This is a genomic window from Pseudoalteromonas sp. SWYJZ19 (assembly GCF_015864375.1).
GTDB classification, from domain to species: domain Bacteria; phylum Pseudomonadota; class Gammaproteobacteria; order Enterobacterales; family Alteromonadaceae; genus Pseudoalteromonas; species Pseudoalteromonas arctica.
Map to the genome: position 1 here is coordinate 1 of NZ_JADYXI010000014.1, position 13,250 is coordinate 13,250.

The window sequence follows — 13,250 nt, forward strand, 5'->3', positions numbered from 1 at the left end:
GGTCAGGAAAGTCTCGAGATTGGACGATGATCAATGAAGTAAATTTAAATCCAGAGAAAAAAGAAGCAATGCGGGCGGCATAAAATTTAATTTGATGCGACAACTAACTTGAAAAACTCCGGTCTTCTCATTCACTCCTCTTTCGCTTCTCTTTGTGCAAATAGGTTTTTAGCTGATTTTTAAATAAATTAAGCGTTGCTTTCGTAACAAGCAAAGCCTGTAATAAGTAATTTATGCACTAAGAGGTTAAGAGGCGCTGCGCTTTTAGAGAAGAAATAAAACCGATAATATATCCTGATTGGCATTATGTCTTCTCATTTACTCCTCTTTCGCTTCTCTTTGTGCAAATAGATTTTTAGCTGATTTTTAAATAAATTAAGCGTTGCTTTCGTGACAACCTTACCCCGTGTAAGTAATTTATTCACTAAGAGGGTATGAGGCGCTGCGCTTTTAGAGAAGAAAATAAAAACCAAACGCAGTTTTTATTAGTATTATGTCTTCTCATTTACTCCTCTTTCGCTTCTCTTTGTGAAAATAGATCTTTAATTTATTCAACAATTGATTAAGAATTACTGTTCTTCTAAATCAAACTCAGTTAAATGCCCTTCACCGTGTATAAGCTGATAGCGGGCTAAATTTCCTTGCTCTAGTGTTATTAAACTAATAGCTGAGTCGCTTACTAAGTATTTTTGCCCTTCGCCTATTGTTTGGTGCTTATCTACTTCCATGTGCCAGCGTTTAGTAAAAAAGTTTAAGGGGCTTTTTGGGCCGTATAAAATTGAATCTAGCTTATCGAGTATGTTTATTAATTTACGCGGAAATTCGTTTTTAATACCACTGGCGGTTAGTTGCCAAATTCGATTGGGGTGATCGCCAAAACGCTTTTGCACCGAAAAGCAAAATGAGTAATGTACGTCTCCCGATAAAATTAGCGTTTCGTTGGGGGTATCGGTTCGCCTAAACGTATTGAGTAACTTTTTGGCCGAGCCTTCATGCGCCATCCAGTTTTCTACGTCAACCATGAGCGGTTGACCACATATATTAAAAGCAGCCTGTATGGCTTCTATTGATTTAACACCAAACACGGGAGCTGGCGATACAATAATAACTTGGTCGTGGCTTAATAGGCTTTCCTCAAGCTCAGTGAGACGTTCCCAATCAAGTAGACCTGACGGCTCATTAAAGTTTTGCTCATTTCGCCAGCGGTGCGTACGCGTATCTAGCACCACTACTTTGGGTATTGTCGTTAACTCGTAATGCCAAAAACTAAAATCGTTTAGTGGTTTATCAAATGCTTTAAACTGCCATAAATTATTAGCAGTACGGCTTTGCTTGAAAGGTGTAAGTAGCTCGCCTGTTTTATTTAGTGCATCGTTCCCCATCCCTTGGAAAAGCCAATAACTAATTAAACCGTTATTAATGATCCGTTTACTACTTGGGTTTTCATTTATAGCTTGCTCCCACCCAGCGGTGAGGTTCCAATCGTCGGTTACATCATGATCGTCAAACATCATTAGCGTAGATACATTGGCAAACAACCGCTCTACTTCACTTAAGCCTTTTGCATAGTCAATCAACGCTGATTTTTCAGCGTTAAAAATAGTTTTATTTTGCTCGCTTTGACCTAAATATGCTGTGTTTTGTATATCGACGCATTGCCAAGCGGCAGCACTAAAGTTTAATAAATAAAGTGCTATATATTCTTCAAAGTGGATAAGGTGATTATACGCTTTTACACTTGAAAAATGCGGTTCGTCTTTTTTTAGCCAATAACCCACACCTAACTTTGAGCGCTTTTGCCAAGGCGTTTTTGGTAAGAACAAATGACGATTATAAAGTTGCTCATTTATGTCGGCGGGTAGCTCAATGGCAAGTGGTTGCTCTTTATAAATACCTAACGCTTTAATTAACTGATGAATAGCTAATAACATGGGGCCTGCTACGTCATCGGCGTAAACCTGATCGCCGCTCAGTAATAACAATTGTGCACCTTGGTTATTATTACCGCGCTGAGTATTTTGCCAGTGACTTGCAGACACTAAGCTATCTTTTGCTGGGTGATGTGCATTACGACACGAGCCATGCAAAATATCACTGAGTTTATTGGGGATTACAAATGCAGGCGTTGTTTGATTGCTATAGCACCAAGGCGATAAATCAATTATTGCATCGTCAATGATGAGCTCATAACTTAATAATTTATCTACAGGAAACAGATTTTCTACTGATTTTATAACAATAAAATGCAGGTATAAGTGCTGGCCTAAAGCGATAGTTTGTTGTTCGCTATAACACTCTACATTTAATAAGTTTATTTGGCAGCTAGCCGATTTGGAGGTAGCAAACTGAATGCAGACTCCAGTTTGCTCTGCACGGCGCACCATTGGCCCCATTAGTAAAATAGGAAGGTTTACCGTGTGAGTAATCATGTATTTAGCCTTTAGCTGCTAATTTAAATAAAGAATAAAAGTTCTCGGTAGTCGCTTTAGCCAGTTCATTAAAGCTAATGCCTTTAAGTTCGCTAATGTAATAAGCAACATCTTCTACGTACGCTGGCTGGTTTGTTTGCCCACGATACGGTACTGGTGCTAAATAAGGCGAGTCAGTTTCTATTAGTAATCTATCTAGCGGTATTTGTTTTACTACTTCTTTTAGCTCAATAGCATTTTTAAAGGTAACAATGCCCGAAATAGAGATATAAAAGCCCATGTCTATGGCTTTTTTAGCCATATCCCAGTCTTCAGTAAAGCAATGTAGCACACCACCGCAGTTTTCGGCCTTGTGCTCGCGCATTAAATTAATGGTGTCGGCGCGGGCATCACGGGTGTGAATAATTAACGGTTTTTGTAATTCGTTAGCTACTTCAATATGCCCAACAAAGCTGGCTTGCTGCACTGCGTGAGTATCTTTTGAATAGTAGTAATCAAGGCCCGTTTCGCCAATAGCAACGACTTTTTCGTGTGAGGCTAAGTCAATTAGTTGCTGTTTATTAAGGGCGTCTTTTTGATCGAGTGGATGTACACCACATGAGGCTGAGACATCGTCGTAATGCTTAATTTTATCAAGCATGCTTGGAAACTGATCAAGCGTTACGCTTACACATAAAAAGTGCTCTATTTGCTTTGCACGCGCTTTATCAAGAACTTGGTCAAGGTTTAAGTCTAGTTTATCAAAATCAAGACGATCTAAATGGCAATGAGAATCTACAATCACTATAAGGCCTGTATTATGTTCAGGGTTTAAATTTGTTCGTTTAATTTATTATGTTAATAATTAAAAGAACCCAATATAGGGCGGCGTTAATCTCAATGAAAAACCGACCCTATAACTACATGGTATATGTTTGATCGCCTGAGTTTAACATAGTCCCAAGTAGCTTTTCGATTTTAGCGTTTAGGTTTGTTTTATCGTCTAAAAAGCTAATACCAATACCTGGAGGGTTAGAGCTTTGTGCCCCTTGTGGCGTGATCCACGACACTTTACCTGTTACTACATCATCTTCTAAGGCATCGGGCAAGGTAACTCTAAGTGCTAATGAATGCCCTGCTTCGTAACGCATATTAGTACGTACAAATAAGCCACCTTTTTTTAAGTAAGGCATATAACAACGGTATAACTCGTCTAAATCGTCTATGTCTACTAGTAGTTCTTGCATGATTAATCCTTTTAAGAATTTCGCAATGTGTATGCTAATCGCGATACAGCAAGCGATAAATTAAGGCCAAGTACTTGTGTGTTATTTTGTAAAAACTCGCCTAATGCATTTTGAGCACTTTTATAAGCGTCAAAACTCATACCTTGCAGTAATTGCTGCTTTAGTTGCACACTTAAAAACAAAGTAAATATACGAACAAGTTCAGGCTGTTTATTTATTATATCGACTAACACTTTGAAATTATGGCTTTGTTTAAACTCAGTTGCAAACTTATACAGTGTATCAATATTTTTTAGTTGGTCTTGCTGTTGCCAATGCTTTACTTGCAGCGGTTGGTTATAAAAAAGTGCTAACCAACTATAGTTGGGTATATCTAATGTCTCTAGCCATTGCTGAGCAAGTGCTGTATTTGTTATTTTTACATCACTTTTAGCACATCGACTTAAAATAGTTGCAGGGAGCTGTGCTGGTTGGCTTGTAGTTAATATTAAAAAGCGGCTATTAGTTGGCTCTTCAAGTGTTTTTAATAATGCGTTAGCTGCGGCTGTAGTCATTTTTTCGCAATTTTCGATTATCGCGACTTTATTACCATTTTGCGCAGCTGAGTGATTCATAAAATCACTAATGCCACGTATATCGTCTACGCCTATGCTTTGCCCATCTACCTGCGTTAAGCGCTTGTCGGGGTGAGTACCCGCAAGAGTAAGTAAACAGCTTTTACACTGCCCGCAAGGTTTTAGCATACTATTTGGCGCTACTACCTGCTTAGCAATATTTTGGCATAACAAAGCATTACCAAGCTCATCACTTAACTCAAATTTACCTACGCCAACAGGCCCACAAAATAATTGCGCATGATGAAAACGCTCTGCGCGATAACTTTGCGCTAAACGTGCTTGGGTATCATGTAGCCACGGCAATGGCATATTATTTTAGGCCTTCAAAAAATGAATGCAGTACATTGGTTATATCGCGATGTACTTTATCAATACTTTGGTTTGCATCAACCGTTTTAATTGTGTTGTCGTCATTAGCAAGTTCAACATAACGCATACGTGTACGCTGAAAAAACTCAATGGCTTCTTGTTCAATACGGTCAAGCTCACCACGTCCTTTTGCACGTTCAAGGCCTATCACTGGATCAATATCAAGGTAAATAGTTAAATCAGGCTTTAAGCCCTTTAATACCATTGACGAAAGTGAAGCTAATGTATTTGAGCTAATACCACGCCCACCACCTTGATACGCCTGAGACGATAAGTCATGACGATCGGCAAGTACCCATTGGCCTTTATCAAGCGCTGGGGTAATAACATTGTGCATTAATTGCGAACGTGCTGCGTACATAATAAGCAACTCGGTTTCAAAGGCAATTTCTTCTTCGTGCTCTGCTTTTACAAGCGTACGAAGCGATTCAGCAAGCGGTGTGCCGCCAGGTTCGCGGACGTTAATGAAGTCTATTTTTTGTTTGTTTAAAAAGTCTTGGCATAACGAAATAGCGGTTGATTTACCCGCGCCTTCTAGCCCTTCTATTACTATAAATTTTGGTTTCATAAACAATTAATTCTTTTTATTTAATATATACGTTTTAACCGCCGCATTATGCTGCTTTAACGTGGTTGAAAATTGGTGGCTACCGGTACCATCGCCTTTTGCTACAAAGTAAACGTATTCACTTTGAGGCGGATTAACTGCAGCTAAAATAGCGGCTTTTGAAGGCATTGCAATCGGTGTTGGTGGTAAACCATTAATACGATACGTATTGTAAGGCGTATAATCGCGTAAATCTTTGCGTTTAATATCGCCATCAAAATCAGCGCCTAATCCGTATATTACGGTTGGATCGGTCTGTAAGCGCATATTGGTGTTTAATCGATTAACAAACGCTGATGCAATTAACGGACGTTCGCTAGCAAGGCCTGTTTCTTTTTCAATAATTGAGGCCATTATAAGTGCTTCGTATGCTGTTTTGTAAGGGAGATCAACTGCGCGCTGCTGCCAAGCATCGTCTAACGTTTGCTGCATTTTTTGTGCGGCACGTTTTAATACACCGCTTGCGGTATCGTTATTATGATAATGGTAAGTGTCGGGAAATAACCAACCTTCTAAGTGCGTATTATTACCCAGTATTTGGGTACTTAGTTCATCACTTTTTAGATCGTTTTGTAAATTATTGGCCTTTTTAATAGCACTTAGTACTTCACGTAAGTTTTGCCCTTCAATAATGGTAAAACTAAAATTGATTTGCTGGCCTTGGTTAATTTTTTTTACGTTGTTGATAACACTATCGGCTGTTAACTCGTAAAGCCCTGCTTTTAAATCGGTAAGTGTTGGGTCTAATTTTGCAATTACCTGATAACGCCAGCAACTCTCTACCCAGTTATTAGCTTGCCACTGCTGACATAACTTATTAAAGCCAGTGCCATGCTTAACTTCAAATTGTGTGTTTTCAGTTACTTTTAGCGGGCTATTTGTTGTTGCTTGTAATTGCTGGTAACCAATAGCAGTGGTTATAACAGCTAAAAAAAGTACCGATAAAATAACTTTTAACACTCAGCCTCCTTGGCTAATAATTTAGTTAGTAATGCGTTGCTGTCGTCTGTATTAAATACCTGTTGCTCAATACGTTTAACGGGTACTGCTCCCATTAAGCTATTACACACAAATACGGCGTCTGCTTGGGTTAAATCTTCTACTTTCACGCGTTTAAATTCAACAGGCAATTTATCACATAACGATTGTAGATAAACGCCCTTTATTCCGCACTCATCAAGCAATGGCGTAAACACACACTTATTTTTAATCGCAAAAATATTAGCTGCTGAAGCTTCAATTACATTGTTATTGTAATCAAGCACTAACACATCGTCGCAGTCTTGTGTTTGCATTGCTTTTTTAATTAGCACTTGCTCGAGCCTGTTTAATGTTTTGAGGCCTGCTAAATAAGGCTGTGTCGCTAACTTAATGGGGCTTATTTCGAGATTTACACCCTTTTTAGCAAGCTCACTGTAATTACTCGGGTAATCTAATACACTCAATAAAATAGTGACATTACACTCACTTGGCAGCCCATAACCACGCCCGCCTTCGCCTCGCGTTACAAGTATTTTAAGCACGTTTAGTGGTGCAGCGTTTATATGCAAAGCAATTCGATTTTCAAGGCTATTAAAGTCTAACTCAGGAAAACCCAAGCGCTGTGCGCATTCAATCAAACGCGCTTTATGATGAGCCCAATACTGTACTTGCCCATCAACAACCTTAGCGGTTGTAAAAAAGCCATCACCGTAATTTAAGCCCCTGTCACGCGTGCTTAAAGTGCTGTTTTGATCTACTGCTATTATTGTTTGCATTTTGTTTGGCATATAAAAAAAGCCCAGTTAAACAACTGAGCTCTTATAATTTGATTCGTTGTTAAAAAAGATTATACCTTTTTAAATAGCAACGAGCCATTAGTACCACCAAAACCGAACGAGTTACACAGTGCAAAGTCTAACTTTGCATCACGTGCAGTGTGAGCAATATAATCTAAGTCACACCCTTCGTCTGGGTTATCAAGGTTGATAGTTGGCGACACTTTTTGATCTGTCAGTGATAAAATCGAAATAATCGATTCAACTGAACCTGCAGCACCTAACAAGTGACCCATCATCGATTTAGACGAGCCTACCATTACATCTTTAGCTGCATTACCAAAAATAGACTTAACAGCCGCAGTTTCTGCTTTATCGCCTGCATTTGTAGATGTGCCGTGTGCGTTAATGTAACCAATTTGCTCAGCGTTTACTTGCGCATCGTTTAGTGCGTTTTGCATTGCAAGTGCCGCGCCCGCACCATCTTCTGGTGGTGACGTCATGTGGTACGCATCGCCACTCATACCAAAGCCTACAAGCTCAGCATAAATTTTAGCGCCACGTGCTTTAGCATGTTCGTACTCTTCTACTACAACAACACCAGCACCGTCAGAAAGCACAAAGCCATCGCGGTCTTTATCCCAAGGACGAGAAGCAGCTTGTGGCGAGTCGTTACGTGTTGAAAGTGCACGTGCAGCATTAAAGCCACCCATACCAATTGGGGTACAGGCTTTTTCTGCACCGCCAGCAACCATTGCATCTGCATCACCGTAGGCAATCATACGCGCTGCATGGCCAATATTATGCAAACCAGTTGTACAAGCAGTTACAATTGAAATATTAGGACCACGAAGTCCATGCATTATTGATAAATGACCTGAGATCATATTAATAATGGTAGACGGCACATAAAATGGCGATAACTTGCGAGGACCACTGTTTAATAGCTTAATGTGATTTTCTTCAATAAGTGTTAAGCCACCAATACCAGAGCCCACGGCTACACCAATGCGTGCTGCGTTTTGCTCAGTAATTTCAAGGCCTGAATCTTTAAAGGCTTGAACACCCGCTGCAATACCGTACTGAATAAACAAGTCCATTTTTTTAGTATCTTTCGCTGACATGTATGCAGTTGCATCAAAGTCATTTATTAAACCAGCGAATTTAGTACCAAATTTTGATGTATCAAAGTGCGTTATTGTTTGAATGCCACTTTTACCATCTAATAAGCCTTGCCAGGTTGATTGAACATCATTACCTAGCGGCGTCAACATTCCTAAGCCAGTTACGACAACTCGACGTTTAGCCACGGTTTGCCTCCAATAAGGGGAATTTTACAAGGGGATGATCATACCCAAGCTACCTCAAAGTGCTAGTCCCAAAATAGATTAAAAACGCATAACACAATCAAAATTAATTTTTAGCTAAAATTGAGCATTGAGATTTAAGTTTTGAATCACGAACTTTGAGGTGGTTTGGATATAAAAAATTAAAGGCAGCGGATGCTGCCTTTAACGTGCGATTAATTACTCAGCGTGTGCTGTAACGTAATCGATAGCAGTTTGTACTGTAGTGATCTTCTCAGCTTCTTCATCTGGGATCTCAGTATCAAACTCTTCTTCAAGAGCCATTACTAGTTCAACAGTATCAAGAGAATCTGCACCTAGGTCATCTACGAAAGAAGATTCATTTTTAACTTCTTCTTCTTTAACACCTAGTTGTTCAATGATAATTTTCTTTACGCGTTCTTGGATATCGCTCATTCTTCTTTCCTTTATTAAAAACGCCAATGCGTTATTTTCAGATTGCGGCGTAGTTTACGCCGCATAATTCTCTGATTCAATGATTTGACCATAAATAATTGTCTGGTCAAACCTCTGAGTGTGTGTTTTGTCTTTTATCGCTTATTTTCGCAGCGATTTCAAGTATGTTTAAAGCAAGTTCACAAATAATTCAATGTTTTTGAGGTAACTTACTTAACTTTATCAAGTAGCAATCTAGGTACAATGGCGATTAAACCATGTACATCGCGCCATTTACATGCAAAGTTTCGCCTGATACATACGCAGCCGCGTCAGATGCTAAATAACATACTGCAGCAGCAATTTCGTCTGGTTGGCCTAAACGCCCTGCTGGAACATTTGCAAGTGTTGCTGCTTTTTGCTCATCAGTTAAATTATCAGTCATGTCTGTTTGAATAAAACCAGGTGCGATTACGTTAACTGTAATACCGCGTGATGCAACTTCGCGCGCAAGTGACTTAGAAAAACCAATTACACCCGCTTTAGCCGCTGCATAATTAGCTTGACCTGCATTACCCATAGTACCCACTACTGAGCCAATGTTAATAATACGGCCTTTCTTTTTCTTCATCATTGGACGAAGTACCGCTTTAGATAAACGGAAAACTGAGCTTAAATTAGTGTCAATAATATCGTCCCACTCAGTTTCTTTCATACGCATTAATAAGTTATCGCGTGTAATACCTGCGTTATTTACAAGTACGTCAATATCGCCTAAATCAGCTTTTATTGCAGCAAGTGTTGCTTCAATAGATGCAGGATCGGTTACGTTTAATGCATAACCTTTACCGTTTTCACCTAGGTACTCACTAATTTTAGCAGCGCCTGACTCACTTGTTGCAGTACCTGCAACTTTAGCGCCTTGTGCAACTAATGTGTTTGCAATTGCTTTACCAATACCACGGCTGGCGCCAGTAATTAGGACAACTTTGCCCTCTAAAGAAAATAAATTAGACATTTTATATACTCTTATTTAGCTGCAGCGATTGAAGCGGCGTCGTTTACCGAACCACAAACCATTGCTTTATCAATTCGTTTAGCAAGTCCTGTTAATACTTTACCAGGACCAAATTCGTAGCTTTGTGTTACATCTTGTGCAACCAAGGCTTGTACTGTTTCTGTCCAGCGAACTGGGCTGTAAAGCTGGCGTACTAGTGCATCTTTAATTGCATCAGCTGACGTTTCAGCTTTTACATCAACATTATTAATTACATCACACTTAGGTGTATTAAATATTAAAGCGGCTAAGTCTGCTGCTAGCTTGTCAGCTGCTGGCTTCATTAACTCACAATGTGACGGTACGCTAACAGAAAGTGGTAATGCACGTTTAGCACCGGCATCTTTACATGCTTGCGATGCTCTATCTACTGCCGCTTTATGGCCTGCAATAACAACTTGACCAGGAGAGTTGTAGTTAACTGGAGATACAACCTCACCTTGCGCTGAGGCAGCACAAGCCGCTTTAATTTCTTCATCGCCTAAGCCAATAATAGCAGCCATTGAACCTACGCCTGCTGGCACGGCTTCTTGCATGTATAAACCACGGTTTTCAACAAGCTTTACGGCTTCGCTCAAGCTTAATACATCGCTACATACTAACGCTGAGTATTCACCTAAGCTGTGACCCGCCATAACAACGTCTGTATCAGGGTTAGCTGCTAACCAATCACGGTAAATAGCAACACTTGCAGTTAGTAATGCAGGTTGTGTGCGGTGGGTTTGATTTAATTTTTCTTCTGGGCCATTAAGAACTAGCTCTGCTAAGTCGTAACCCAGTGCATTTGACGCTTCTGCAAATGTTGCTTTAACAATGTCAGAACTCTCTAGTAGTTCTTGTAACATACCAACGCTTTGCGAGCCTTGACCTGGGAATAGAAGTGCAATTTTTTGTGCCATACTTTGCTCTTTTTAATTAAACAAATAAATAATGAAATACACGGCACATCAATTATTGATTAACCGCCGTGTCTTTAGAATGTGTTTTTTCGAAAATAGCGGCTATTTTATCAGGAAGTTGACGTTCAACCTCTTTTACCGCTTCATCAATTGCTGCTTGAAATGCTTTAGCTGACGCATTTCCATGACTTTTAACGACAATACCGCGCAATCCTACCAGAGAAGCACCGTTATACTGGTCGGGGTTCACCCTTTTATAGAGTTTTTTTATTATTGGGCGCAATATAAACGCCATACATTTATATAAAAGGTGCTTTTCGAGTGCGGTTGTAAACTTATTCATAATAAGCTTGGCAATGCCTTCACATGTTTTAAGTGCTACGTTGCCAACAAACCCTTCGCATACAATTACATCAGCCTTACCCGAAAAAATATCACTTCCTTCGCTGTAACCAATATAATTTATATGTGGGCTTTGCTGCATTAATTGTGCAGCTTGTTTAATGTCGTCGTGGCCTTTAATGTCCTCAGCGCCAATATTTAATAAACTAACGCGAGGATTATCCAAACCAAGTGCTTGTCCAGCAACAATAGAGCCCATAATGCCAAACTGATACAACATTTGCGCATCACAATGCACATTAGCACCTAAGTCAAGTAAATATACTGGGTTTTTAAGCTCTGTAGGAACAGATGAAATGAGTGCGGCACGTTTAACACCTGGCAGCATTTTTAATACATAGTGAGCCATAAAAAATAGAGCGCCGGTATTACCTGAGCTAACACATGCTTGAGCCTCGCCCGATTTAACTAAATCTAGGGCAACACGCATGGATGAATCTTTTTTTGAACGCACAGCAATTGCTGGTTCACAGGCATTAGTGACTATTTCACTACAGTGACGAATTATGAGTCTAGGATGAGGTAGAGAATCGAGGGATTCGAGTTCTTTAGATATAACGTGTTCATTGCCACATAAAATGAGAGTTAAATTGGCATGAGCATTTACCGCACAAACAGCAGCAGGAATAGATGAACGGGGGCCGTAATCGCCCCCCATCATATCTAACGCTATGGTTAGATCTTTCAGCATATAAGTAATCTCTTATTTAGAAATTACTTGAACGCCTTTGTAGTAACCATCTGCAGTCACATGGTGACGACGATGAGTCTCACCAGATGTTTGATCTACAGTTAAAGTTGGACCACTGATCGCATCGTGTGAACGGCGCATGCCGCGTCTTGCACGAGACTTTTTGCTTTTTTGTACAGCCATAGTCTTCTCCTAAGAATCTTTCTTAAGTTGTTTCAAAATATCAAATGGATTAGGTTTATCATCTTCCGCCTTTAATACACCAAAGCTGGCAGGCTTTGCTGAATAACTGCATGAAGCTTCGTTGTGGGTAGCTACTAATGGAATTGCTAAAATTAGTTCGTCTTCAATTAAATTAAAAACGTTAACTTCACCATTTTCATCAAGCGCTACTTCATCGTAGTCTTCTGGAAAAATATCTAACTCTGTATCTTCACCTACTGGTGAATATGCAAAGTCTTGAACCAAATCCAACCCTAAATCACCATTACAACGTTGACAAATGACAGTAACGTGTGTGGACAAATTGCCTCTAATCACAGCGAAACCTTGATCATCGTTTTTGCAATGTATTTTTACCGCTATTTCACCTACTTCTTCCTGCACAACTTTCTCTAAACGAGTAAGTTTTTCAAGCGGTACAATTCCGTCATACTTTAAACGGTGCTGCGCTGCTTTGCCTGGATGAAGAGTGATGGGAATTTTCACCTTTTGCATAGGGGCTGCATCATATAGATAGTTAGTTTGTTAGTCAAAGTAAAAAACCATTTTTACTTGGTTTTTAACGTGTTTTACTCTCGGATCTGATTTATCCTAACTCAATCTGAATTATTGAAGGAAAACAGTCCGTGAAGCACCCACTTATTTTAGCGTCAAGCTCGCCTTTTAGGCAGTCTTTATTACAAAAATTTAATTTACCATTTGATACGTTTTCACCGGATGTTGACGAATCAGCACTTGAAGCCGAAACACCTACTGAACTGGTTAAGCGTTTAAGTGAATTAAAAGCCTCAGCGGCTAATAAACACTTTAACAAAGGGTTAGCTATTGGATCAGACCAAGTCGCTGTGTTTAACAATCAAATTTTAGGTAAACCACATAATAAACAAAATGCCGTAAAACAACTAAATTTATTTAGCGGCAATACTGTAACATTTTTAACAGGGCTTTGTGTTTACGATATTGTAACTGGCACTAAAAAAACGAGTGTTGAACCCTTTGATGTTACTTTTAAAATACTTAGTGATGCACAAATTAGTGCTTATTGCGACGCAGAGCAGCCTTATAACTGTGCTGGTAGTTTTAAAAGCGAAGGGTTGGGTATTTGTTTATTTGAAAAACTAACGGGTGACGATCCTAATAGTTTAATAGGATTACCATTAATTAAACTCAGCCAATTACTGGCTGAGTTTGGTATTGACGTGCTTACTGCTCAGGACAAGTTCTAGTTAAAT

15 protein-coding genes are annotated in these 13,250 nt (G+C 39.5%); 1 reads left to right on the top strand and 14 read right to left on the bottom strand.

The genetic code is table 11. The annotated features are described in order from the left end of the window. Nucleotides 1-569: 569 nt before the first annotated feature. From I6F45_RS14100 to yceD, 14 genes are all read right to left on the bottom strand, one after another. The gene (locus I6F45_RS14100) at nucleotides 570-2,429 is read right to left on the bottom strand and encodes an alkaline phosphatase D family protein (protein ID WP_197160846.1); all 1,860 of its coding nucleotides are present in this window, start codon (nucleotides 2,427-2,429) and stop codon (nucleotides 570-572) included. A gap of 4 nt (nucleotides 2,430-2,433) precedes the next feature. Then, nucleotides 2,434-3,213: a TatD family hydrolase gene (locus I6F45_RS14105; protein WP_007585741.1), complete on the bottom strand. Its 780-nt coding sequence runs from the start codon at nucleotides 3,211-3,213 to the stop codon at nucleotides 2,434-2,436. Between the two features lie 115 nt (nucleotides 3,214-3,328). Then, entirely contained in the window at nucleotides 3,329-3,655 is a 327-nt protein-coding gene (locus I6F45_RS14110) for a PilZ domain-containing protein (protein WP_002962367.1), read from the bottom strand. A gap of 11 nt (nucleotides 3,656-3,666) precedes the next feature. Further along, nucleotides 3,667-4,581 carry a DNA polymerase III subunit gene (locus tag I6F45_RS14115; protein ID WP_165740136.1) on the bottom strand — a complete coding sequence of 305 codons (915 nt, stop codon included), beginning with the start codon at nucleotides 4,579-4,581 and terminating at the stop codon, nucleotides 3,667-3,669. Between the two features lies 1 nt (nucleotide 4,582). Beyond that, nucleotides 4,583-5,209, bottom strand: a complete 627-nt coding sequence (tmk, locus tag I6F45_RS14120; RefSeq protein WP_002962371.1) for a dTMP kinase — start codon at nucleotides 5,207-5,209, stop codon at nucleotides 4,583-4,585. A 6-nt stretch (nucleotides 5,210-5,215) separates the two neighbouring features. Next, nucleotides 5,216-6,208 carry an endolytic transglycosylase MltG gene (gene mltG / locus I6F45_RS14125; RefSeq protein ID WP_197160848.1) on the bottom strand — a complete coding sequence of 331 codons (993 nt, stop codon included), beginning with the start codon at nucleotides 6,206-6,208 and terminating at the stop codon, nucleotides 5,216-5,218. Beyond that, nucleotides 6,202-7,017, bottom strand: a complete 816-nt coding sequence (pabC, locus tag I6F45_RS14130) for an aminodeoxychorismate lyase (protein WP_165740131.1) — start codon at nucleotides 7,015-7,017, stop codon at nucleotides 6,202-6,204. The genes mltG and pabC overlap by 7 nt, the downstream gene beginning before the upstream one ends. A 59-nt stretch (nucleotides 7,018-7,076) precedes the next feature. Beyond that, complete coding sequence (gene fabF / locus I6F45_RS14135; RefSeq protein WP_165740129.1) at nucleotides 7,077-8,315, bottom strand: beta-ketoacyl-ACP synthase II; 1,239 nt, start codon at nucleotides 8,313-8,315, stop codon at nucleotides 7,077-7,079. A 216-nt stretch (nucleotides 8,316-8,531) separates the two neighbouring features. Further along, a complete protein-coding gene (acpP, locus tag I6F45_RS14140) occupies nucleotides 8,532-8,768 on the bottom strand; it encodes an acyl carrier protein (protein WP_002962377.1) in 237 nt (78 codons plus the stop codon). A gap of 250 nt (nucleotides 8,769-9,018) precedes the next feature. Beyond that, a complete protein-coding gene (gene fabG / locus I6F45_RS14145; protein ID WP_165740127.1) occupies nucleotides 9,019-9,765 on the bottom strand; it encodes a 3-oxoacyl-ACP reductase FabG in 747 nt (248 codons plus the stop codon). 11 nt (nucleotides 9,766-9,776) lie between these two features. Further along, entirely contained in the window at nucleotides 9,777-10,703 is a 927-nt protein-coding gene (gene fabD, locus I6F45_RS14150; RefSeq protein WP_165740125.1) for an ACP S-malonyltransferase, read from the bottom strand. A gap of 52 nt (nucleotides 10,704-10,755) precedes the next feature. After that, nucleotides 10,756-11,796: a phosphate acyltransferase PlsX gene (gene plsX / locus I6F45_RS14155; RefSeq protein ID WP_007585728.1), complete on the bottom strand. Its 1,041-nt coding sequence runs from the start codon at nucleotides 11,794-11,796 to the stop codon at nucleotides 10,756-10,758. Nucleotides 11,797-11,808: 12 nt separating this feature from the next. After that, entirely contained in the window at nucleotides 11,809-11,979 is a 171-nt protein-coding gene (gene rpmF / locus I6F45_RS14160) for a 50S ribosomal protein L32 (protein ID WP_002962381.1), read from the bottom strand. 9 nt (nucleotides 11,980-11,988) lie between these two features. After that, nucleotides 11,989-12,513 (bottom strand): 23S rRNA accumulation protein YceD, encoded by a 525-nt coding sequence (gene yceD / locus I6F45_RS14165; protein WP_007585727.1) that lies wholly within the window; start codon nucleotides 12,511-12,513, stop codon nucleotides 11,989-11,991. Between the two features lie 131 nt (nucleotides 12,514-12,644). Between yceD and I6F45_RS14170 the strand changes: the two genes are divergently transcribed. Beyond that, on the top strand, nucleotides 12,645-13,244 hold the full coding sequence (locus I6F45_RS14170) for a Maf family protein (RefSeq protein WP_024593395.1): 600 nt from the start codon (nucleotides 12,645-12,647) through the stop codon (nucleotides 13,242-13,244). Nucleotides 13,245-13,250 lie beyond the last annotated feature (6 nt).